Source organism: Rudanella paleaurantiibacter (assembly GCF_009184635.1).
GTDB classification, from domain to species: domain Bacteria; phylum Bacteroidota; class Bacteroidia; order Cytophagales; family Spirosomataceae; genus Rudanella; species Rudanella paleaurantiibacter.
Genome location: NZ_WELI01000002.1, coordinates 158,149 through 182,444 on the forward strand (window position 1 = coordinate 158,149; position 24,296 = coordinate 182,444).

The 24,296-nt window shown below is 54.2% G+C and carries 18 protein-coding genes; 6 read left to right on the forward strand and 12 right to left on the reverse strand.

Annotated elements, in window-relative coordinates:
- Positions 1–224: 224 nt before the first annotated feature.
- From F5984_RS05475 to F5984_RS05505, 7 genes are all read right to left on the reverse strand, one after another.
- Complete coding sequence (locus F5984_RS05475) at positions 225–743, reverse strand: HNH endonuclease (RefSeq protein ID WP_027303143.1); 519 nt, start codon at positions 741–743, stop codon at positions 225–227.
- A 128-nt stretch (positions 744–871) separates the two neighbouring features.
- A complete protein-coding gene (locus F5984_RS05480) occupies positions 872–2,377 on the reverse strand; it encodes a tagaturonate reductase (RefSeq protein ID WP_185155430.1) in 1,506 nt (501 codons plus the stop codon).
- A 94-nt stretch (positions 2,378–2,471) separates the two neighbouring features.
- Positions 2,472–3,809, reverse strand: a complete 1,338-nt coding sequence (locus tag F5984_RS05485; protein WP_152123278.1) for an MFS transporter — start codon at positions 3,807–3,809, stop codon at positions 2,472–2,474.
- 155 nt (positions 3,810–3,964) lie between these two features.
- Positions 3,965–5,050: a saccharopine dehydrogenase C-terminal domain-containing protein gene (locus tag F5984_RS05490; RefSeq protein ID WP_185155452.1), complete on the reverse strand. Its 1,086-nt coding sequence runs from the start codon at positions 5,048–5,050 to the stop codon at positions 3,965–3,967.
- 59 nt (positions 5,051–5,109) lie between these two features.
- Complete coding sequence (locus F5984_RS05495) at positions 5,110–6,894, reverse strand: ABC transporter ATP-binding protein (protein ID WP_152123280.1); 1,785 nt, start codon at positions 6,892–6,894, stop codon at positions 5,110–5,112.
- A 222-nt stretch (positions 6,895–7,116) separates the two neighbouring features.
- Positions 7,117–8,331, reverse strand: coding sequence for a glycosyltransferase family 1 protein (locus tag F5984_RS05500; protein ID WP_152123281.1), 1,215 nt, complete (start codon positions 8,329–8,331; stop codon positions 7,117–7,119).
- A gap of 127 nt (positions 8,332–8,458) precedes the next feature.
- On the reverse strand, positions 8,459–9,316 hold the full coding sequence (locus tag F5984_RS05505) for an MBL fold metallo-hydrolase (RefSeq protein WP_152123282.1): 858 nt from the start codon (positions 9,314–9,316) through the stop codon (positions 8,459–8,461).
- Positions 9,317–9,352: 36 nt separating this feature from the next.
- On the opposite strand from F5984_RS05505, the gene F5984_RS05510 reads away from it, so the two are divergent.
- Complete coding sequence (locus F5984_RS05510) at positions 9,353–10,885, forward strand: M20/M25/M40 family metallo-hydrolase (RefSeq protein WP_152123283.1); 1,533 nt, start codon at positions 9,353–9,355, stop codon at positions 10,883–10,885.
- 181 nt (positions 10,886–11,066) lie between these two features.
- On the opposite strand, the gene F5984_RS05515 is transcribed toward F5984_RS05510, so the two are convergent.
- The 4 genes from F5984_RS05515 to F5984_RS05530 all read right to left on the reverse strand — a co-directional run bounded on the left by F5984_RS05515 (position 11,067) and on the right by F5984_RS05530 (position 15,709).
- Entirely contained in the window at positions 11,067–13,298 is a 2,232-nt protein-coding gene (locus tag F5984_RS05515; protein ID WP_152123284.1) for a S9 family peptidase, read from the reverse strand.
- Between the two features lie 107 nt (positions 13,299–13,405).
- The gene (locus tag F5984_RS05520; protein ID WP_152123857.1) at positions 13,406–13,975 is read right to left on the reverse strand and encodes a YcxB family protein; all 570 of its coding nucleotides are present in this window, start codon (positions 13,973–13,975) and stop codon (positions 13,406–13,408) included.
- A 124-nt stretch (positions 13,976–14,099) separates the two neighbouring features.
- On the reverse strand, positions 14,100–15,167 hold the full coding sequence (locus F5984_RS05525; protein ID WP_152123285.1) for an NADH:flavin oxidoreductase/NADH oxidase: 1,068 nt from the start codon (positions 15,165–15,167) through the stop codon (positions 14,100–14,102).
- A gap of 56 nt (positions 15,168–15,223) precedes the next feature.
- Complete coding sequence (locus F5984_RS05530) at positions 15,224–15,709, reverse strand: DUF4783 domain-containing protein (RefSeq protein WP_246168843.1); 486 nt, start codon at positions 15,707–15,709, stop codon at positions 15,224–15,226.
- 105 nt (positions 15,710–15,814) lie between these two features.
- Between F5984_RS05530 and F5984_RS05535 the strand changes: the two genes are divergently transcribed.
- Positions 15,815–16,318 (forward strand): phosphoribosyltransferase family protein, encoded by a 504-nt coding sequence (locus F5984_RS05535; RefSeq protein ID WP_152123286.1) that lies wholly within the window; start codon positions 15,815–15,817, stop codon positions 16,316–16,318.
- A gap of 5 nt (positions 16,319–16,323) precedes the next feature.
- Here the strand turns inward: F5984_RS05535 and F5984_RS05540 are convergent, their stop codons facing one another.
- The gene (locus F5984_RS05540) at positions 16,324–19,335 is read right to left on the reverse strand and encodes a DEAD/DEAH box helicase (RefSeq protein WP_152123287.1); all 3,012 of its coding nucleotides are present in this window, start codon (positions 19,333–19,335) and stop codon (positions 16,324–16,326) included.
- Between the two features lie 259 nt (positions 19,336–19,594).
- On the opposite strand from F5984_RS05540, the gene F5984_RS05545 reads away from it, so the two are divergent.
- The 4 genes from F5984_RS05545 (at position 19,595) to F5984_RS05560 (ending at position 24,162) form a co-directional block, all read left to right on the forward strand.
- Complete coding sequence (locus F5984_RS05545; RefSeq protein ID WP_152123288.1) at positions 19,595–20,224, forward strand: IMPACT family protein; 630 nt, start codon at positions 19,595–19,597, stop codon at positions 20,222–20,224.
- An 81-nt stretch (positions 20,225–20,305) separates the two neighbouring features.
- Positions 20,306–21,394, forward strand: a complete 1,089-nt coding sequence (locus F5984_RS05550) for an alpha/beta hydrolase (protein WP_152123289.1) — start codon at positions 20,306–20,308, stop codon at positions 21,392–21,394.
- 26 nt (positions 21,395–21,420) lie between these two features.
- Positions 21,421–22,872, forward strand: coding sequence for a leucyl aminopeptidase family protein (locus tag F5984_RS05555; protein WP_152123290.1), 1,452 nt, complete (start codon positions 21,421–21,423; stop codon positions 22,870–22,872).
- Between the two features lie 78 nt (positions 22,873–22,950).
- Positions 22,951–24,162: an ATP-grasp domain-containing protein gene (locus F5984_RS05560; protein ID WP_152123291.1), complete on the forward strand. Its 1,212-nt coding sequence runs from the start codon at positions 22,951–22,953 to the stop codon at positions 24,160–24,162.
- Positions 24,163–24,296 lie beyond the last annotated feature (134 nt).

Here is a 24,296-nt window from a genome sequence, read left to right on the forward strand (position 1 = left end):
TCTACCCGTGGGCCAAATGGCGGATAGATTTTTAGTTTGACTTAGTTTTTAAAAAGGACTGCAAAGGTAATCAAAATATATCGGACAAAAGTTTCGGCCACGCAAAAACTGTTTGATTTTGTGTGTTTTGAGTCACGAACCAGCCCGACAACAAACCGCCCGGACAGGGTTGGCTGACCGGGCGGCTGGGTTGGCTCCGTCAGGAACCTGTTAACCAGTTGGTATCAATCATAAATCCGTTCCCGTTTGCTGACCAGAAAGGGCATCCAGCTGGCATCAACGGTTCCCGAAAAGTCGCGGAGAAACATCAGGAAAGAAGGCTTAAAGGGACGTTGCCGTAGCTTCATGTTGGCCTCTTCGGGGGTGTAGTCGCCTTTGCGCGAATTACACCGTTTACAAGCTGTTGCCAGATTGTCCCAGTTGGTTTTACCCCCGCGCGACTTGGGCTGCACGTGGTCAAGGGTCAGGTCTTCGTGCGTGCCACAGTACTGACACCGGTGCCCGTCGCGCTTGAAGATATTCTGACGGGTTAGCATGACCCCTTTGTAGGGCAGATTAATGTACCGGTGGAGTCGGATAACCGTTGGCATCGGGAATTCGTCTCGTACGGTGTGAAGCTTGTACAAGTCCGATTCGGCAACCAGTTCGGCTTTGTTAAGGTAGACGAGCAAAAATGCCTTTGGAACGGAACAGATGCTCAGTGCGCTGTAATCTTGGTTTAAGATTAATACTTTCCTGCCCATATCTCGTTTATATCTCCTCTGTTTTGTAGCAATTTAGCGAGTTATCCACATTTCCACAAGCGCCATATGGGTTAATTTATTTACGGTATTAAATAAAAAAGCCACCTCATCAGAGAGGTGGCTTCGGTTTACTTAAGTTGTTGTGCCAGAGTAGTCTCGACGCCTTCTGCCAGCATTTGATGCAGTAGGCTGCTTACCGCTTCGGCAAAGCCCGGCCATTGGGTCAGATCAACCTCCCAGAGGGCTTTATCGCTTAGGACAGTATCGACGAATTGCCGCACCGAAACCGCTGAGTCGGCCTCCACATTGCGCCAGTGTTCGTCAAAATACGCAGCCTTGTCATCGCGCAGCGGGTAAGTTAGTATGCCACCGTTTACGGTAGCTTCGGCCACGTAACCCTCATCGGTTTTCTGAGTGGGTTTCATGAAGAGCAGATAGCCGGCAAAGCCCGTTGCCATCAGCTTAGGCACCGTATTGAACTTCTCGTAGTAACGCCCGATAGTAGCCACATTACGCGCCTGCATTTTGGCCGTTTGGTGCAGAGTAATATTCAGGAGTAAATGTTCGATATAGGGGTTACTGAACCGGTCAATCACGTCTTTGCCGAATTGCAGTACGGCATCAGGGCCCATATTCTCTCCCATGCCCTGTGGCACGGTCGGTACGATTTCGTCGAGCATCAGGCGCTCAATAAACTGCCCCGTGAGTGCATTCTGCATGTTTTCGCTTACCGTCTCATTACCCATCAGGTAACAGATGGGCGTTGTAAACGAGTGGGTACCGTTGAGCAGGCGGAGTTTACGCTCGCGGTAGAACGTAATGTCTTCGTCGATAATAACGCCGGGGTTAACCTGAGCGAACGATAGGATTTCGCGTACCCGCTCGTCGCCTTCAATGGCCCACAGGTTGTATGGCTCGGCTACGGTTAGCAGATCGTCTTCGTAGCCGGTCTGCTCCGACAAGTACTGCCGGGTTTCGGCGTCAGGTTTGCCGGGCACAATCCGGTCGACCAGCGAGTTGCAGAATCGAACGTGAAACTTGAGCCATTTTGAGAACAGTTTGCCTAACTCATTGTACCGGGCCAGTTTCTCCACCATTTCGCGGAGCTTAAGTCCGTTATCAGTGACCAGCTCTGTCGGAATCACCACCAGCCCCCGGTTACGTGAACCACCCACGTCTTTAAAACGCTCGTACAGAAATGCCGTCAGCTTAGCTGGGAATGACTTCGGCGGGTTCTGAAAAATGCTCTCTTCTACGTAGGTCAGCCCTACTTCCGTTGTGTTCGAGATAATTACCTGAAGCGTGGGACTTTTGGCAATCTGCAGAATGTCTTTCCACTCCGACTGCGCCGACAATACCCGGCTTACCGCCGTAACCGTGGTAATTTCTTCGACAGACTGCCCCTGCTGAATACCCCGAACCGCTACCGTGTACAGGTTATCCTGCGCGGCAAAGCCATCCGTTTTTCCGTCGGTCGACTTTACAATGGCAATTGAGCCTTCAAAAATGCCTTGTTTATTGGCTTTATCGATGTAAAAATCAGGCAACGCACGTAACAAAACACCGGTCCCAAACTGCAGTACACGTTCGGGGTACGTGTTTGCGTTGTACGTGCTGCGATTCAATGCTGGCATAATACGGGTAAAAGTTATCGGTAATCAGTAAACAACACTTGATGGGTACAGGTTGGGGGTACCCAGCCCTCTCTCACAAAATTTATCGGTTTGCCTACACCAGTACTTCTTCAATCTCCTCGGCCCGAACAGGTTCAAGCCGGGGCAGAATCAGATGAATAATCACCAGAGCTACCAAGTAGGCACAACTGGCAATAATGAACATGGGCAGGTAGCCAAAATTGGTAATGATACGCCCCGCCAAAAACGCCAGCAGAATACCACCAATTGCACCAAACATGCCGCCGATACCGGTTACAGAAGCAACCACCGAACGCGGAAACAAGTCGGACGCAAACGTGTACATAATGGCTGCCCAGCCCTGATGCGCGGCCGTTGCGAGGGCAATCAAGCCGATAGCAACGGTCAGGCTGTTGGTTTGGGCGGCCGCAAAAATGGGTACGACGCACAGAGCGCAAATAAGCATCGTGGTTTTGCGAGCGTGGTTAGCCGACCAACCCCGGTTCATCAACTGCGTAGCGAGCCAGCCAAAAAACACACTACCGGCATCTGACACGACGTAGATAATCAGAAACGGTATCCCGAATGATTTCAGATCCAGTTTGTGGTCTAAGGCCGCATTGGAATTGAAAAAATCGGGGAGCCAGCTCATGTAAAACCACCAGATTGGGTCGGCCATGAACTTACCTACCGCAAACGCCCAGGTCTGTTTGAAGGTCAGCAGTTTCCCCCACGATACTTTCAGCGTGGCCTCTTCGGTGGCATCGCTTTGAATGTAGGCCAGCTCTTCGCGGCTGAGTTTGGGGTTTCGTTCGGGTTTAGAATAGGTAAACCACCAGAATCCAAATAGAAAAAAACCCAGAATACCCGTCACGAAAAACGAGCTACGCCAACCGTAGTTCGTAATCAGGTACGGGACCAACAAGGCCGTCAGAATAATGCCTACGTTGGAGCCAGCATTGAAAAGACCGTTAGCAAACGACCGCTCCCGACGCGGAAACCATTCGGACACCGTTTTGACCGAGGAGGGGAAATTAGCTGCTTCGCCCAGACCCAGCAACGCACGCACACTAATGAGGCCCCGCACCGAACTTACAAAGCCAGTCATAACCCCGGCAATGCTCCAGATGATGATACCCAGCGAAAACCCACGCTTTGTACCAATCTTGTCGATAAGCCAGCCGATCACGATAAACCCAATGGCGTAGGCGAACTTAAAAGCGGCATCTACATCGCCATAACTGATTTTGAACCGGTCGATGGCGCCGGGTGTCAACATTTCATCGGGGCCCAGACCGAGCATTTCCTTGCGAAAAAGCTCGTCGGTCATCGTGAACGAAAGCACTTGCCGGTCGATGTAATTAATCGTTGTTGCAATAAATAAGAGCGTAACGATGCGCCAACGAAAATTGCCCGGTGAAGCTGGTTGCATGAAGCGGTCTAAAAGTAAGTATTAGGCAGAAAAGAGTATCGAAGGCCCAATATACCGTTGCAGAGCCGTTTCATCGACATCGGGCATTCATTTGGAACGCACGCAAAAAGCCGCTCCACTGGAGCGGCTTTTGCAATAATGCCCATTTTGGCCTTTTACAAGGCTACACCCTGCGGCTTATGAGCCGCTTCGAACAAGCCCCCATTGAGTGTGTGCAAAAGGCCGTCAAGCGAAATATCCTCCTGCTTAATGAAGCCCTGCTGCGGCAACGTACCGTCGGCCACCATCTCAACCACGGCTGCTACCGAAGCGGCCGTTGTCCACGAGATAGCCCGCCAACGCTGCCCTTCCACCGTGATGGGGTAATACGCATGGCTGAATTCCTCGCGCTTCAGGTGGCCATCTTTCCAGCCTTCTACTACGGCGTATACGTACACCACATCGTCCTGCACGGGCGGCTTGGCTTCGGTCAGAATCTGCTCAACCAACTCACGTTTGTCTTTCAGAATCAGTTCATACAACAAAAAGCGCATCAGGCGGCAGTGGCCGGGATAGCGCATGGTTTTGTAGTTGAGCGTGTCAACCTGTCCGGCATAGGTTTCGCACATGGTGCCCAGGCCGCCAGAAGTCGAGAAGGCTTCCATTTCCATACCGTTGAAGTTGATTACTTCGAGACCTTCCAGTGCCGGTACCCACTTACGAACCCCGTTGTGAATTACCTCGCAGTCGTTAATATACTCGTTGATAACCCCGGCCGGCGACCAGGTAAATGAGTACCCAAGCAACCCATTGGGGTTTTGCGGCAGAGCACCCACCCGCAATTCAATGTCGCGGAGCCGGTCGAACCGGCGGCTCAAATCGGCCCCGATAATGCCAATGTAGCCCGGTGCCAAACCACACTGTGGGGCCATAACAGCCGTACTTGTTTCGGCCATTTGCCGAATCGCGGTAGTAGTGGGTACGTCCTCGGTCAGGTCGAAATAATGAACGCCCAGCCGGTGAGCTGCCTGCGCAATCGGCAAATTGAGCGAGTAAGGCAGGCACGACACAACGGCGTCGAAGCCCTGAAGAATGTTTCCGAACGCATCGACATCGGTAATGTCGGCTTCGAGTGTGGGGAAGGGAAGGTTAGCGTAGGCGGGTTTTTGTTTGTCTAAGCCCGTAACGCTGAATCGGCGGCCCAAGAGCACGCCAACCAGCGATCCGACTTTGCCCATGCCTACCACCAGTACGTTTTGAATCATGTTACTGAGATGAAGGTGCGGAGCAAAATACAAAAATTTTACGGGTTGGTCATACATCAGGCCGCTTCGGCCAGTTCGGTGCGCTCCTGCTGATGCCGCCACATTTCGCTAAAGATGGGGCTATGCTGGCGCAGATACATAAACGTACCCTCATCAACCACGTGCCCATTGCGCATAACGTAGATGTAATCGAACATCGGGAGCAGATGCAGCCGGTGCAGGGTCGAGACCACGGCTTTATCCGAAAATTCTTCCAGCAGTTTGTGGTAAATATCGAACTCGGTTTTGGGGTCTACACTGCTCGTTGGCTCGTCGAGCAGCACAATGTCGCTACTCCGGGCGGCTAATACCCCGCGCGCCAGGGCCAGCCGTTGTTTTTGCCCGCCCGACAGGTTCACGCCCTTTTCCTGAATAAACGTTTGCAGGCCCTGTGGCAACATGCCTACAATTTCGGCAAACCGCGCCGACTCGCAGGCGGCCAACACGTCGGCCTCACTAAAAGGCAACCCAAGCGTGATATTGTAAGCCACCGTATTCTCAAAAATTTCGGGCTCCTGCGGAAACAAGGTCACGGTATTGGCAATCAGATCCAGACCCGCCTGCTGCTCACCATCAACCAGCACGCGCACCGTCGGGTCGGGAGCATACAGCCCACGCAACAGGGTTAGCAGGGTACTTTTGCCGCTACCACTTTCGCCAATCAGCGCCACCCGACGGCCACGCTCGATATGAATGGCCACATCCTGCAAACCAGCCCGCCGGCGCACCAGCCCCGGCACGAAGCTGTGCGAAAAATTGAGGCCGCTGATGTCAATCGTTTGCCAGTTATCCGGGAGTTCGGCAACGGGCTCGGGCCGCTCGTTCCGCCCAAAGGCTTCGCTTATCCCTTTGGCTGTTTCTACATCGGTGTTGTACTGTACAATCTGGGTGTATTGCCAGGCCACATCGACAAACACGCTCGTGAAATTGTTGACGTAGCCAATCAGGGCCACCAATCCGCCCACGTAGAACACCGTGCCAGGGGTATAATTTTGCCAAACGTACCCCATCGTAATGACAGCGTAAATAGTGGCCACCAGCATACTGGCCACAAACCACTTCCATTCGTTAATGCGGATATTCTGCCGAAAAGGCCCGAACGTATCCAGCACTTTACCCATCAGGCTACCCTGCATTTGCTTTTCAAGCCGCAGCGTAATCACTGTAATAATGTTCGACAGGCTATCGAAGAGAGTCGATGCCACGATGTGCTCGCGCTCGTTGGTTTCTTCCAGCGTTCGGATAAACGGCTTATCGAACGTCATGATTACCCAAACAGTGAGTACCCCCAGGGCCACCCCTACCAACCCAAAAGCGGGCGAGAAATAAAGCATGGCACTAAACGAAAACACACATTTGAGCAGGGTATGCAAATACGTAAACCCACTCTGAAAAAAGAGTTTTAGGGCATCGTAAGCTTTCCGAATTCGGTTGATGGTAGCCCCACTGTGGTGCTCTTTGTGCCAGCGAACGGGCAAATGCAAGGTCTGATGATACAGCTCTTCGAGGAAATTCTGGCTTACATGAAACGCTACCTCGCGCTCCAGAATACGGGCCGGACCGTGAAACGCCCACTCGGCCAGTTTGAGGGTCATAAAACCACCCAGATACCAGCCGCAGACCGTCAGAACCGATGCATTGTGCGCCTGAATCTGATTGATAAACCAGCCAAACAGTAACGGATGAAGCGCCCCAATCACGTTGGCGCACAAAAACAAAGCGTACACCAGTACATACCGGCGTTTTTGTTGCCGGGCATACTGCCACGCCGTACGCAACAACGAAACATAGGGATTTTTCATAACAAGCTACAGCGCCTACTCCATAGGGGTAGTTCCATGCAAAGTTGGTAATAAACAAGGGAAGCCAACTACACTCTATTCCGCTAATAGGCTTGTTTAAGCAAAGTTTAACCCGTTTTAGGCCAAAATGAAAATATGGCCCATCGAACGCGTACCGGAAGCCCTGATTATCAGTCTTTCCTCACGCCATCAATGGGCCACAAAATAACGCAACAGATACCCTTATTGCTCAAATGGTATCTGTACCCGCGCTTTAATATATCGGCACATTTCGTCCCAGGTTTTGTTCCATGAGCTTTCGGCCAGTAAATCGTCAATACCAGACCAATCGGTCGGATGATGACCGTTGAGAGCCCGCTCAATTGCCTTCTCGAAAGCCTCGGCCGTGTCGGCAATCTGCGCAAAGCCGGGGGCTCCATAGGTTCGAATCACGTCGCGAATTGGGGTCGATACCACCGGCAAACCCGCCGATAAATATTCCGGCGTTTTGGTAGGGCTAATAAACCGGGTCGACTCATTCAGAGCAAAAGGCAAGATGGCCACATCCCAGTTGCTGAAGTAGTTCGGCAGCTGTTTGTAATCTTTCATGCCGAGATAATGGATATTGGCGCCTTGCGGCAAACTGGCCGGGTCTATTTTAACGACTGGCCCCAACATCACAAACTGCCACTGCGGCCGACGGCGGGCCACTTCGGCAATCAACTCCCGGTCGAACCGCTCGTCGATAACGCCACTAAACCCGATGCGCGGGTGCCCGATTGACCGCTGATCGTCGGGGTCGGGTTGTTTGGCGCGGGCCGCTGAGAAGTGCGTATGATCAATACTACTCGGAAACGCATACACGGCCTCGTGTCGGTCACGCTTGGCTTCGTACAGGCTATGGCCACCCGTAAACACAAGCCCCGCCTGCGTAAGCAATTCCTTTTCTTTATCGAGCAACTCGCGGGGGGCGCCCAAAAACGCCGACAGCTCGTCCATGCAGTCGTACACGGTTAGGCTGGGGCGCAGATGATCGGTAAAATTCAAGGCCATGGGTGTGTAGTACCAGGCCACATAGTCGGTCAGTTTTTCGCGTTCAATCAGTTCATCAACCAACTGCCGCTGGTACCGGATCACCTCATCGTGCGTGAGGCCATGCGGCAAATGCGGTACCACAATCTGTAAATCGTCGGCTTGCTTGCACACCGAGATACGTAGCTCGTCACCCCAGATTGGCTCTTCAATAAAGTAAACGTTGAAATCTTTACTCGCCCGACTCATGATATGCTGCGGCCGCTGATACACGAAATTCCAACGCAAATGGGAGAAACAGATTAAAGCCTGCTTCTGAACTTTGGGGGGGATAGCAGCAGGTACAACGGGATTAACCAGTTTAGACTCGCCACGTTCGACGAGTTCGCTGGCAGAATTAGAGCCTAAGTATTCCGGGATCTTCATGAGCGGTAATCGATTAAGAGGACATTCAGCAGGAGGCCGCTAAACAAGCCAGGGTAACAGAAGATTAGTTAACGTATAGGTATAACCTACTACTGTTTCCTTTGTTAATCGCGCTCTGTTTTACCGATTAAGCGGTCCTACCTGCCGGTAAGTCTACCTGACCGTTACCCTCCAGCACCGACCGAACGATGTAATCGGCCCCCACGTCGTTCTGGGTGAATAGCTTCACAGCCCATTGTTCGCGCAGGCCCGCTACCTTCACGAGTGCCTGTCCGCGCACGCCCCGGTCATATGCCTGCCGCACCCGCCCTACTATGTCTTCGAGGTATTGAAGTTTTTGCCGAACTGCCGTTTTACCGTGTTTCAGAACCGGGTTATGTCCGCAAAACACCGTATCGAAATCGTACTGCAACACCCGCCGGGTCGATTCGATCATTTGGTGAATGTTTTCGCCCCGCCGGAAGATTTTAAGCTTGCCCACGTAAAAATCGCCGGCAAACAACCAGCCTTCGTTAGGTTCGAGCAACACATGGTGATCGTCGGAATGCCCGGGTGTCAGGATTGGCTGCAGTTGGTAAGGTCCAACCGAAATAACCTCTGGGAAGGGTTGTACCGTAACCCCTACTTCGGCCGAACAGGGGTCAATAGCGCCAAACCAGAACGTTTCGTAAGCCAGCAACGGAAACGATGCCCGAATGCGGTCGGCAGTGAGGGTGCCGGTAACAACCGGGGCTTGATGGGCACGCGCCAAAGCGGCCACATTACCCGAATGATCTTCGTGAAAATGGGTTAGAATAATCTGCCGGATAGGCTTTGGCCGGAAGGTAGCCAGTACATTGGCCTGGCAGTGCCGTTGTCCGGTATCAATCAGGGTATCGTGCAGAAAATAACACCATACCGGAAACGGCTTAACAAATCGGACCGGAGAATAGCCAAACTGATACCCCTCGACAGGGCCGTGATGAAGCGTTGAGCGAATGCGCATAGAGCAAAATTCGGCGAACGGTTCGTAATTTCCGTCATGAAACACGCACTACTTGTACTGACTACCCTGGTGGCTTTGTCGGTGCGGGCCCAGGCCCCAACCACAAGCCAGTTGCAGGCTATTACCCAAAAGCACATTCGTCAGTCGTACGCTGATTTGCAGGCACTGTTGCGTATCCCGAACAATGCGCACATGGATGGGCAGATGCAGCCCAACATCGACTGGTTACGGCAGGCTTTCGAGCAACGGGGCTTTCGGGTATCGTTGCTAAACACCCCATCAAACCCGTTGATTCTAGCCGAAAAGCCTCTTGCCACGCCGGTAAAGGCGCAAACCGGGCAACCCAAAACCCTGCTGCTGTACATGCACTTCGACGGACAACCGGTTGTGCCCGCCCAATGGCAGCAACCCGACCCTTACGAGCCGGTGCTGAAACAACGTAACCCCGACGGTAGCTGGACCCCGCTCGACTGGGCACGCCTTCAGACCGAGAACACTTCACCAGACTGGCGCATTTTTGGCCGGTCTTCGTCCGACGATAAAGGCCCCATTGCCATGTTGCTGGCAGCTTTGACCGCGCTGGAAAAAGAAAAAATACCTCAACGGTACAACCTGAAGGTGATTCTGGACAGTGAGGAAGAGATTGGCTCTCCACACCTGGCCCAAACGGTTCAGGCTAATAAAGACAAGCTCGCGGCCGACTTGCTGCTGGTGATGGACGGCGGACGTCACCTCTCGAACCTGCCTACCCTGATTTACGGTTGCCGGGGCATCGCCACCGTTACACTCACTACCTACGGGCCACGCGGGCCTCAGCATAGCGGGCATTACGGAAATTACGCCCCTAACCCAGCCCTGCGCATGGCCCAACTGCTGGCGGGCATGAAAGATGAAGACGGTCGGGTGACTATTCCGGGGTATTACGATGGCATCACCATCGACGAGTCGGCGGCTAAATTGCTGGCGGCCGTACCCGACGACCCCGCTCAGATTGATAAAACCATTGGCATTGCCGCCCCCGACCGGGTGGGCCGTAACTATCAGGAAGCCATTCAGTACCCATCGCTCAATATTCGGGGTTTACAGAGTGCCTATGTGGGGAAGCAGGCCGGTACGGTGATTCCCGACCGGGCGGTTGCCGAGCTGGACCTACGATTGGTGCCCGAGTCGGACCCGGCGCGACTGATTGGCCTGGTGCGCCAGTACATCCAAAGCAAAGGGTACACGATTCTGGACCGTGAACCCACCGAAGCCGAACGGATGCAGTACCCCAAACTGATTCAGCTACAGAGCAGCGGTGAGATGTTGCCGTTTCGGACCGAAATTGGGATTCCAGAGGATGTTTGGCTCACGCGGGCGATGGTACGGGCCTTCGGGCGCGAGCCGGTCAAAATTCGAATGACAGGTGGTTCGGTGCCTATTGTTCCGTTTCTTCGGACGCTCGGCATCCCGGCCATTCACGTCCCGATGGTCAATCTGGACAATAACCAACATGCCGCCAACGAAAACCTACGGCTGGGCAATTATGTTGAAGGCGTAACAACCTGGCTGGCTATTCTAACAAATTAAAGGGAGAGAAAGGATAGTGGAGGTTTGCGACCTACAACCCCAAAACCTCCTTTATATTACCTGCATAACTGTCTATCCTTTTATCAAAGATACAAAAAAGGAGTGAGGAGATAAGAGTGAGAATGCTTGCGCCAGCCTACACTTGTGGAGCGTTCTCACTCCAATCTCCTCACTCCTCCCTTTATAACTTCTCCAGAATAAAATCGGTCAGCATCTGGTAGAGATGTTGGCGGGTATTGCCGCCGTAAATGCCGTGGTTGCGGTTGGGGTAATAAAACGACCGGAATGGCTTACCAGCCGCTACCAGCGCGTTGACAAACTCAACGGAGTTCTGGAAATGAACGTTATCGTCGCCAGTGCCGTGAATAAGCAGGAAATTCCCTTTTAGCTTATCGGCGTGGGTCACGGGCGAGTTTTCGTCGTACCCCTGCGGGTTATCCTGCGGCCGTTTGAGGTAGCGTTCGGTATAAATGGTATCGTAAAAACGCCAGTTGGTCACGGGGGCCACAGCAATACCCGTTTTGAACACATCGGCCCCGAGCGTCATACAGAGCGACGTCATGTAACCGCCGTAGCTCCAGCCCCAGATTCCTACCCGCGCCGGGTCCACGTAAGGTAAGGCTTTGAGGTATTTGGCCGCGCTGATCTGGTCCTGCGTTTCTATTTTACCCAACTGCCCATACGTGACTGTCCGAAACGCGTTGCCCCGCGCCCCGGTGCCCCGGTTATCAACCGACACAATGATGTAGCCCTTCTGGGCGAGCATTTGATACCAGAAGTAATCGCGGCTGTCCCACTCGTTTTTAACCGTTTGCGAACCCGGTCCGCCATACACAAACATGAGCACCGGGTGCCGCTTTGTGCTGTCGAAGTTGGTCGGCCGAATCATCCACGCATTGAGCCGCTCACCCGTCGGGATAGGCACCGTGAAAAACCGCTTGGCCGACAGGGGGTACAGGTTGAGCCGACGGCGCAGATTCTCATTGGTTTCGAGCACACGAAGGGGTTTAGCGTCGGGAGCTCCGGCCCGAAACAAGCTCACGGTCAGGGGCGTATTGGCCGTTGTGTGTGAGAGCAGGTAATACGCAAAATCGGGGCTAAAATTGGCCGAGTGGCTCCCCCGGCTCATAGTCAGGCGTTGCTTATTCTTGCCATCGAGCCCGATTTTGTACAGGTGTTTTTCCAACGGCGACACCTCCGCCGAGAGGTAATAAGCCACCTGTTTTTTCTCATCGACACCCAGCAGGGCCAGCACTTCGTAGTTACCGGCCGTAACAGGGCCGAGTAACCGCCCGGTCATATCGTAGCGGTACACATGCTTAAAACCACTACGCTCACTCGTCCAGATAAACGTTTGCCCGTCGGCCAGATACGTGAGGTCGTCGGTAAATTCAAGATCCACGTACGACGGCTGCCCACCGAGCGTATTAACCGGCGTTTCGGTCAGAATCACTACCGACTTACCCGTTGTAGCATCCGCGTGCAACAGGTCGAGCTGCGTCTGAAGCCGGTTGAGCCGCCGGATCGACAACAGATTCGGGTTGCGGGTCCACTGAATCCGGGGCAGGTATACATCGGTTTCGGCAGGAGAGCCGGTTTCCATTCGGAGTTTCTGCCCGGTCGCTGCGTCGGCCACCCACACGCTCACCTGCGAGTTGTTGTCGCCGGCTTTGGGGTATTTAAACTTATAATCAGCCGGGTACAACTCACCCCAAACCTGCATATTGTACTCAGGCACCTCGCGCTCATCGAACCGGATAAACGCCAGCCGACGGCTATCCGGCGACCACTCAAATGCCCGGGCCATGCTAAATTCTTCTTCGTACACCCAATCGGCCCCGCCGTTGATAATTTCGTTGCGCTTACCGTCGGTGGTCAGCTGCTTTTCGGCCATCATTGCCAGCTCGACCGTAAACAGATTATTATCGCGCACAAAAGCCACTTTACGGCCGTCGGGCGAGAACGTGGCATATTGTTGCTTATCGCCCTGACTTAACAGCCGCAACTGCCGTGTGCTGAGGTCATACACATAGAAAGTGGCCCGGCTCGACCGCCGGTAGATCGGCTCCTCGGCTGTAGTCAGCAGCAGCTTTTGCTCATCGGCGCTGAGTTGGTAGTCATCCAGCGACAGTACCTGCCCGCCTGCCCGCGTCGTACGAGCATCGAACAGGGTATCTACGGCTTTACCGTCAGTGATGGAGTACTTCACAATCCGGTCGTTGGCGAGGGTGGTATAAAAGCCCCCGGCTTTCATCCAGTTTACACCCTGCACGGTGCGGGGCGTAAACGTACCAGCATTTTGCCCCCAAATGTCGTCTAAGGTAATTTGTTTGGGCGGGGCTACCTGCGCCTGTGTGGTCAGTGCGCCTACCAGACAAAGAGCCGTAAACCAACCGCGAAGTGAGAAGTGCATACAGAAATGGAGAGACGGGTTTACCCCCGATTAGAGAGAGGTTATCGGTAAAAATAGCAAAAAGCCCAGCTTTTTCAAGCTGGGCTTTCGGCCATAAATAGGGAGGTTTAGTTGCCCGGTTCGAGCAACAGCGACTTGCGCTTCAGAATCGTTTCCAGAAACCGCACATCATGGTCGCTGGTGAAAATGTTGAACGGCAGGTACAGGAACTGCGCTTTCGACAGGCCACGCGTAACAAACTTGGCAAACCAGTTAGCTTTTACGTTGCGGAGGGCGTCTTCGCTGTTCAGGTAAAAAATGTACGCATTCTTATTTTTCTCCACGGCCTTAATCTGCTCCCACTTGAGCAAGCCCCCTTCTTTGGCGTTGATACGCATCAGAATCTGGCGGCTGTCGATTTCGTAAACGTACTTTTCGAACAGCGGCTTGCTTTGTTCCATCTGCGAAATACCGGTGATCTGCACCGCCCAGAACAGAACGTACAGAATGGTCAGCAGGAAGATCGTCACGTAGATCCAGATGTTCGGATAGATACCCGTGATGCCCAGAACGGCATTCAGAAAAATAAAGGCGATGGGAATAAAAATGTACTTCCAGTTGTCGCGAAGCCATTGTTTCAGAGCCACGTTGATGTACGTTTTCTGATCAATGGCGTATCGTTTCGTTTTAATCGTCATGTTGCCTAAAAATGAAGGCACAAAGATAAGCGATGATAAAATAGGAACACTGCACTGACCCACCTAAAGGACAGAGGCAGACCGTTAAAAAAGTAGCGACCCAGTTTTAATGCCGCGCGACTTGTTAGCGCCGGGCCCGCTCGTACTGCACCGGCCACGTAATCTCATCGCCCAGTTGGCGGGCAGCGTGCAATGGAAAATACGGATCGCGCAGAAACTCGCGGGCAAGTAAAATCAGATCGGCCTGACCGTCGGCCAAAATAGCTTCGGCTTGTTCGGGGCTTGTAATCAGGCCCACAGCACCGGTTGGCAAACTGGTTTCTGCCTTAATGCGGGCAGCAAAAGGCACCTGATAGCCCGGTTGCAGCGGAATAGAAGCCCGGGGTACATTGCCACCCGATGAGCAGTCGATCAGGTCGGCACCGTCTTCCTTGAGCCAGTGGGCCAGCTGCACCGAATCGTCGGGCGTCCAGCCGCCTTCGGTCCAGTCGGTTGCCGAAATCCGTACAAACAGGGGCAGATCCTCGGGCCATCTGGCCCGCACATCCTGCACAATCTCGCGCACCAGCCGGGCCCGGTTTTCGAGCGAGCCCCCGTAGGTATCGGTACGTTGGTTGCTCAGGGGCGACAGAAACTCGTGGAGCAGGTAGCCATGCGCGGCATGAACCTCTACCACCTTGAAACCCGCTTGCAATGCCCGGTCGGCAGCCGCCGTAAAATCGGCCCGGATTTTGGCAATACCGGCCGCATCGAGCGTGGTGGGCACGGGGCCCTCTTCGACAAACGGAATCGGGCTGGGAGCCACGGTTTGCCAACCTTCGGGGTCATCGGGGAATATACCCTGACTACCCTCCCAGGGGCGGGTATGGCTCGCCTTCCGACCCGCATGGGCCAGCTGAATGCCCGCCACACTACCCTGCGCGGCCATAAAATCGACAATCCGTTTGAGACCGGCTATGTGATCGTCGGTCCAGAGGCCCATGTCGTGCGGGGTAATCCGCCCTTCGGGCGAGACAGCCGCAGCTTCGGTAATAACCAGCCCGGCCCCGCCCACGGCGCGGCTACCCAGGTGTACCAGATGCCAGTCGTTCACAAAGCCGTCGAGGCTCGAATACTGGCACATGGGCGAAACAACAATGCGGTTTTTCAGGGTCAGGCCCCGGAGTGTAAGCGGAGAAAACAGGAATGACATAAAGCCGGTTGAGTCGTGCGTTTGTAGGTGGCAACACACCCAACCGGCCTCTTTGTTCAACTTTTTCGTAAATGCAGGGTATCGATCACCAGATGATGCTGCGCATCTTGCCGCATAAGTAGGTACACCGAAAATCGTTGACCACCAGTCTGATACACCCCCGTGATGTAGCGCGACCGGGCCGAACCGCCCTGGTACACGTACTGAAAATCTTTAGGTGGGTGTTTTCGAAAAAAGGTAGCCAGAATCAGCTCAGCGTGTTTGGCCCGCAACTCGTGAAAATCAACCGCTTCGGTATCAATCACCAACTCAATCTGCTTGTTGAAATAAAGGGCCAAACTTTGGGCGCTACCCGTCCGAAACGACGACAGAATCGCGTCGCCGGCCGTTGGGGTCAGCGTTTTCAGGTAAGTCGAGGAAATCCGTATTGGCAAGGCACCAATAGGGGTGTCACCGGTAGGGGCCACCCCAACGGGGGCCGCCTGACTAACGGCTAACCAGCAACAACAAAAACTTAACAATATAGCTCGGGTGGCTTTCATGTGGAGAGGACAATTTGCTCAGCCTTGGGCGAAAATTGTGCCAAAAGGCGTGCCATTCCTCTTAAAAAGTAGCGACTTTTGCGTTTTGGCTCAATATTCTCCAGCATGTCATCGCAGCCTATTTTGTCCGCCGAGCAGCTTCGGCAAAAGATTCGGCGGATTGCCTTTCAGATTTACGAAAACAACTTCGACGAACCAGCTGTCGTATTGGCCGGTGTTGCGGGCGAGGGGTACGTGTTTGCCGAGCGGCTTCTGGGCGAATTACGCCAGATAGCCCCGTTCTCGGTTACGCTGCTCAAAGTGAACCTCGACAAATCGCAGACCACCCAACCCGCCATTAGCCTGACCGGGGCGGATGTTGACCTGACCGATAAAGTCGTGATTTTGCTCGACGATGTGCTCTACACGGGCCGCACGCTGGCGTTCTGTTTGCAGCCTTTTTTGAGCGTGCTGGTGCGAAAATTGCAGGTGGCCGTGCTCGTTGACCGCAACCACCCGCGCTACCCTGTAGCCGCCGACTACAAAGGATACGAACTCTCCACCACCCTCACCGAACACGTAGAAGTGGTGCTCAGCCAACCCGACCGCGAAGGCGTGTGGTTGAAATAACTTTTTTATTCCAACAACGCCATTACATCTTCCTTGGTCAGCGACTTCACGAAGCTTTCTTCGGTGGTAATCAGCTCGCTTGCCAGTTTTTGCTTGGAGCGTTGTAGGGCCAGAATCTTCTCCTCGACCGTGTTTTTGGTGATGAACTTGTAGGTAAACACCGTTTTTTGTTGCCCAATCCGGTGCGCCCGGTCTACGGCCTGCGCTTCGCTCGCGGGGTTCCACCAGGGGTCCAGAATAAACACATAGTCGGCCGCGGTCAGGTTATGGCCCTGCCCGCCCGCCTTGAGCGAGATGAGGAAAAGCTTCACCTGATCGTCGGTCTGAAACAAGTGCACCTGCTCCTGCCGGTCAGTTGTCGATCCGTCGAGGTACGCAAACCGAATCTGCTTCTCTTTCAGGTACTGCCGAATCACGCTCAGGTGCTTTATAAACTGGCTGAATACCAAAATCTTGTGTCCCTCAGCCATGGCAATTTCCATGCGCATGAGTACGTCTTCCATCTTGCCGGAGTCGCCCTCGTAGCTCTCGTCAATCATGCGCGGGTGGTTGGCAATCTGCCGGAGTTTGGTCAGACCCTGTAACACCACCATTTGCGAGCGGGCCATGCCATCTTCTTCGATACGCTCCAGAATCAGGTTCCGGTAATACGATTTAGCCTCTTCGTATTGTTGCTCCTGCTCAGTGGTCATATCGCAATAGAGTACACTCTCCACCTTTTCGGGGAGGTCAGTGGCTACCTGCGACTTGTTACGCCGGAGCATAAACGGCTTGATTAACCCGTACAGCCTGTGGGTTTTCTGCTCGTCGTTCCGCTTCTCAATCGGAATCTGAAACTCGTTTCGGAAAAACGTTTGGCTACCCAACAGGCCGGGGTTAATAAACGTCATCTGACTCCACAAATCCATCGTGCTGTTTTCGAGCGGAGTGCCCGTCAGAATCAGCCGGTGGGCCGAACTGAGATTCATCACGGCTTTCGTAATGTGCGACGACGGGTTCTTGATGGCCTGCGATTCGTCGAGGATTACGTAATTGAACCGGTACGTCCGTAGCAAGTCAATGTCGATCCGAACAATGCCGTACGAGGTCAGAATCAGGTCATAATTATTGAACTGAGCCGTATTTTTTTCGCGGTACGTACCCGTGTACAGCATCACGCGTAAGTTGGGCGTAAACTTGCGGGCCTCCAGCTCCCAGTTGTACAGCAGCGAGGTAGGCATTACCAGCAGCGAGGGGCTTGGGGGCTCATCGCGGGCATCTTTGCCGCCGGTCGCCATTTCTTTCTGCGCCTGCAACATAGCTAAGGTCATCACGGTTTTGCCCAGACCCATGTCGTCGGCAAGGCACCCCCCAAACCGAAACTGCCGCAAAAAACTCATCCAATCATAGCCCGCTTTCTGGTAGGGCCGCAATATGCCGTTGAAATGCTGCGGCAAAGGCGAACTCTCAATTCCTTCAAAACTCTGAAGTTCTTCCAGCCGCCGACTGATGACCGTTTCGGCCAGGCTATCCTGATCCAGTTGCTGCACCAGTGCCAAATGGTGCTTTTGCAGAATTAGCCGTTCGGAGCGAGTCAGCGGGTCGATACCGTGCGCGGCTGGTTCTTCCACAAACGAGAGCAGCTCGGAGTAGCGCGTAAACCAGGCTTCGGGAATCACGGCCGTTTCGCCGTTGGGTAGCAAAAACTCCCGCTTGCCCGCCATAATCAGCGACCGGAGCTTGATAAACGGAATCTCATACGGCCCAAATTGCACATTGGCGTGAATATCGAACCAGTCGTTGCTTTCCCGAATGGTAATCTGAATAGACGAACGCCCCAGAAAATACCGCTTTCGGTCGGCTACATCCTGCCGCAACACAAACCCAGCCTCCTGCACGCTTGCACTCTGCTCGGCCAGCCAATCGAAGGCTTCGGCTTTGGGCAACGACAATCGACCCTGCCGCAGATCGAGACCATGCTCACGCAGAAACGTGAATTTCTGCCGCTCAAACCGCAGGTCGCGCCGGATTTTGTGAAAAATATAGTCGTCGTCCTTTTTTTCCAGACTTACGTTCGACTGACTCGAGAAGCTATCGAACCGAAACGTGAACGTGCCGTACTGAAACGACAGGTCGAACGCCAGACGAGTATCTTCATCATCGGCGGCCTCAACGGTAGTTTGGGCTTGATACCGAGCCTGATTCCCCACCACCGACGATACTGGTGAGGGCGTGGTGCGGTGCTCGGCCACGGTCAGGATCGGCTGCGGATCGAGCACCTCGGCCCGAATCTCAAACCCCTTGGCAAACACCTCGTAATTGGCAATCAGGGGCACCACAAACCGCCGGTAGTACTCATCTTCAACCTTGCGGGGCACCACAATATGGTTTTTGTTCAAAAAGGGACGGAGTTTTTTACCGTCCACATTCTGCGCAAAATGGTACAAACACTGCCCCACAAGCATCCAGGCAGGCTCGTCGCAGAGAATCATAGCGTTTTTGAACTGAAAATCGACCCGCTGATGGTTCTGCCGGATAATGGGGAAATAATGCGTTGAATCCTCGTTTCGTACAAAATGAAAATGTACCCGGGCCGGTTCGGTCAGCCACTCAATAGGCATCCAGGCGGGGTTGCCGTCTTTACCCATGATGTAGAAGGGCTTTCCGTGCAAGCGTTCCAGAATCTGCGGCTTTATGTTTTCAAGATAACCAGCAATGGCCTCCTGCAACAGTTTATCCCCTTTCTGGCTATCGTACACTTTCAGGAAAAAGTCGATGGCGGGCAGCTTGCGGCTGTTAAACTTTTTCACCACCATATCCTGCTGAATGGCATCGATCAGGCGGATGAGTTCAAAGTCGCGCTCGTCGAGCCCATCGGCAAACTCACTCGCGTTTTGGGTCGAGAGGGTTTGATTTTGAAGCGTGAGCTCGCCTTTGGCATTGCGTTGCACCACAAAAGCCTCAATCAGATAGCCCAGAAACTCATGCTCCAGTAACGAGTAAACAAGCTGGAATGGCTCGGTTGGCGAGACTTTCATGCGACGGTCAAGAGGATTCTCAAAACGGAGCCCAAGCCGAGGCCGCGCTCCGTTCAGCGATTGAACATAAGCAGGATCGTACGTACGGCGGGGGGTTATCAGGCTGAAGAATAAAGGTAGCCTGTATGGTATTTATGCCGTATTTTCTACGGGTAACGATTCCAAATATACGAATGATAACGCCAATACCAAATGATGGTTTAATTAAGTCTTAATTTTGTCTATTATCTGAATAATAGGCCACCTTTTGGTCAGTAGAATGCTTTTTGACGACACTTTTTTAACGCTTTCCGAACACGCCGAGGGGCAGTTTCGTGACCGGGGTAGCCGCTTTCTGGCCTACGCCTACCCGATCCGGTCGGAAACCGACGCCAAACAACGGCTCGAAGCCCTCCGCCAGCAACACCCCAAGGCGGCTCACCATTGCTATGCCTACCGGCTGGGGTTGGGTAAAGACCACTACCGGGTCAACGACGATGGCGAACCGAGCGGTACCGCCGGACGGCCTATTCTGAACACGATTTACAGCCACGACAAACCGGGCCAACCGTTCACCAATATACTGGTGGTGGTGGTGCGCTATTTTGGCGGCACGCTGCTGGGCGTACCGGGGCTCATCAACGCCTACAAAAGCGCCACAGTCGAGGCCCTCGCCAACGCCCGATTCGAAACCCGGACGGTGGATGAGCAATACCGTATCCGGTTTAGCTTTGAGCAGATGAACAACGTAATGCGGCTCGTGAAAGAGCAACAACTGACGGTGCTGAGCCAGGCCTTCGATACCGAACCCACGCTGGAAGTGTCTATGCGCAAAACGCAGGTCAACAGCGTGCTCGACCGGCTGAGTCAGCTACCCGGCGTGCAGACCGAGTGGGTGCCGAATGGGTAATCGGCTCCGTGCTCGACAAACCATTCCCCCGGCCACGGTGTTGGGCGAGTACCATCTGGTTTTGGATTTGATGAACGCTGTATGCCGCTACAACTGCAACTAAACACCCCCGTTACCGACGACCGGCCGGTTTTTGTATCGGGCAATTTTTGCGGCTGGCACCCCGATCTCGACGTGTTTCGACTGCAACAGTCGGCCCCCGGAACTTACACCCTGACGTTCCCGACTGATCTGCGCCTGCCCGATGTTGTCGAGTACAAGTACACGCGGGGCGGCTGGGATAGCGTGGAACTAACGGGTGCGGGCGAAAGCCGCCCCAATCGGGTTCTGAGTCCAGGCACCGAGTTTCAGCAGGATTTTGCGCCCCACTGGCGCTTGTCGGGGCAAGCGTTCAACCCGGCGCTGGTGCCACATCTGAAGGTGTTGAGTTCCGATTTTTACGCCCCTCAGCTGGGGGCTTCGCGCCGGGTGCGGGTGCTCCTCCCCCACGACTATCATCAGAATCCCAACAAACGATACCCGGTTTTGTACCTCCACGATGGCCAGAACCTGATTGGCGAGGGAGAAGGGTACGGCTCGTGGGGCGTAGAGCAAAAAATGGCGATTCTGGCCGCACGGCGACACCATGAAGTCATTCTGGTGACCATCGACCACGGCTACCAACAGCGCATCGAAGAGTTTACGGTTCACAAAAGCCGGATGGCACAAGGGCGCGGGCGGGCATACCTGGCCTTTATTGCCCAAACGCTTAAACCCGCCATCGACGCCCAATACCGAACCCTCCCCGATGCCCCGAACACCGGCCTCGGCGGCAGCTCGTTGGGTGGGCTCATCAGCATTTACGGGGGGCTACTGCACCCCCATGTGTTTGGCCGGCTCATGGTGTTCTCACCTTCGCTCTGGATCTCGCCCAAAATCTACTTCGACGCCATTCGGTTCCAGACACCCTCGCCCATGCGCATTTACGTGTACGGGGGCGAAACCGAGTCGAAATACATGGTTCCCAACCTGCAACGGTTTCAGGATTCCCTGCTGAAACAGTGCTACAACGGGCAACCCATCGACATTTACCTCTCCGTCGACCCCGACGGGACCCATCAGGAAGTACACTGGGGTCGCGAATTTCCGGCGGCTCTGGAGTGGTTATTTTATGCGCAACCGGCTGTCTGAAGCCCCCGTTTTATCCATCTGTTCTCATGCACCTATCACTTTCGCAGTCGGCCACGTCCGACACCCTTCTTATCCCAGTTATCCAGAACGACCACCTCGTCAATACCTTGTCCAACCTGGCCCCAACCGTAGGTTTACCGGCATCAACCCTCGAAGCCGATTTCAAGGCCGACGCCAAAGAAGTTTTGCCTATTTACCAACCCAACGGCCGCAAAACATACCTGATTGGGTTGGGCAAGACACCGGGCATTAATGAGTGGTTTCGCACCTTCCGCAAGTTTTTTTACGATCAGAAAAACCGTCTCCCGCAGCACGTAGGCGTTGATTTGCGCCTTCATGGGCCCGATGCAATTGAAGGGGTCGTATTGGGGGCGTACGGGGGCGGGTACGACCTCAAACTGTACCAGACCGATAAACCGGAAAGCCCTATTTTTTACAGCGAAAACGGCCAGTTGAGCCTGCTCGTCGACGATCCGACCACCCAGGCCGACGCCCTTCGTCGGGCCGAAGCCATTGCTCTCACCCAGCGGCAAATCATGGACCTGATGAACGCGCCTTCTAACTACAAAACACCCCAAACCCTCGCCGATTGGGCCGTGGCATCGGGCCGGCAGCATGGGTATTCGGTGCGGGTACTGAACAAGGCTCAGATCGAACAGGAGGGGCTACAGGCGCTGTTGGCTGTAAATCGGGGTAGTGATCACGAGCCGGTGTTTATCATTGCCGAATACAAGCCTGAGCACGCGCCAAACGCCAAAAAAGTAGGTCTGGTGGGCAAAGGCATCACGTTCGATACGGGCGGTATCTCAATCAAGCCATCGGCCAACATGCATATGATGAAATCGGACATGGGCGGGGCTGCGGCCGTGTTGGGCACGCTCGAAGTAGCTGCTAAACTCAAACTGCCGGTGCACCTGATCGGGATTGTGCCCTCAACCGAAAACATGGTCGATGGCAGCGCAACCAAGCCGGGCGATGTGATTGGCTCATACCTGGGCAAAACCATTGAGGTGATCGATACCGACGCCGAAGGCCGCATTATTCTGGCCGATGGCCTGGGCTACATGGTACGCAATTACGGCCCCGATGTGCTCATTGACCTGGCCACGCTCACTGGCAGCGTGATTGCTACGCTGGGGTACCATGCCGCCGGGCTGTTTACCAACAACGACGAACTGGCCGAGGCCCTGAGCCGGGCCGCCACCCAAACCGGCGAACGAGTCTGGCGACTGCCGCTCTGGGACGTGTACGCCGAAGACATCCGCTCCGACGTGGCCGACCTCAAAAATTTCAGTGGCAAACCCATGGCCGGGGCCATATCGGCGGGTAAGTTTCTGGAAGTATTCACCGAAAATCACCCCGCCTGGGTCCACCTCGACATTGCCGGCACCGCCTTTGGCGATACCGAGTTTGGCAGTCAGAAAAACGGCACGGGCTTCGGAATTCGGTTGTTGATCGACTGGTTACGAACGCTCTAAAATAAACCTCCGTGTAAGGCCCATTGGCAAATTCAACCGGCATGTTGTAGTTTAGGGTGAACATCGACCTTACATCCTATGCGTCCACTCTCGTTTCTCTGTATTGCTACGTTTTTCAAAGGTGAGGCTTTCATGCGGGCTTGCAAAGAGCTTGGCCACACGGTGTACCTGCTCACGGTTGAAAAGCTGGCCGATAAACCCTGGCCGTTCGAGGCCATCGACGAGGTGTTTTATCTGCCTACCGAAAGCAATGACAGCGAGAATCTGGACCGGATGATCCTGGGCCTATCGCATACGATGCGCTCCCGCCGAATCGACCGGGTGGTAGCGCTGGACGATTTCGATGTGGAAAAAGGGGCGCTTATCCGCGAAACGTTCCGGATCGACGGCATGGGCCAAACCACCGCCCGCTACTTCCGCGACAAACTCGCCATGCGAATGCGGGCGCAGGCAGCGGGTATTCGGGTGCCGGGGTTCAGTCCGCTTTTCCACGACGAAACCATTACGCAGTTTCTGCAAACCACCGAGGGGCCGTGGCTCATCAAACCCCGCGCCGAAGCCTCCACAACCGGCATTCGGCGGGTCGACTCGCTCGATGAAGCCTGGGAGGTTATTCACGGCCTGGGCGATAACCGCCATAACTACCTGATTGAGCAGTTCAAGCCGGGCAAGGTGTTCCACGTTGACTCGTTATCGGTGGATAGCCACCCGGTGTTTACGCGGGCGAGTGGCTACCTTGCTACCCCGATGGAGGTAGCGCACGGGGGTGGGGTGTTTCGCACGGGGATTTTGCCGTTCGACTCACCCGATACGGCCGCTCTGCACAACCTCAACAGTCTGGTGTTGCAGGCTTTCGGGATGCGGTACAGTGCCTCGCATTCGGAATTTATCAAAGGCGATCACGACGGTGAGTTTTACTTTCTCGAAACAGCCTCGCGGGTGGGAGGTGCCCACATTGCCGAACTGGTCGAGGCTTCATCGGGCATTAACCTCTGGGCAGAGTGGGCCCGGCTCGAAACCGCCGTGGCTTTGGGGCAACCATACACGGTTCCGGCCGAGCAACAAAACTACGCGGGTCTGATTGTGTCGCTCGCCCGGCAACAATGGCCCGACCTAGGCATTTTTACGGAACCCGAAATCTGGTGGCGTCTCGACAAGGAGTACCACGTGGGGCTCATTGTTCAGTCCGAAAGCCGGGAGCGGATTCTGGCCCTGCTCGATACGTACATGGCGCGCATCTACGCCGAGTTTCACGCGTCGGCCCCGGTACCCGATAAGCCTACGAGTTAATCGCCAATAAATCGAAGAAGCCAAATCTTACGGGGCCTTATCCTACGTCACAAGCACCCGCTTATTTGCTTGTACACTTCGGAAACCAACCCCCGCCTGTTTTGCGTTGTTGTTTAGAATAAGCCTACCGCTCC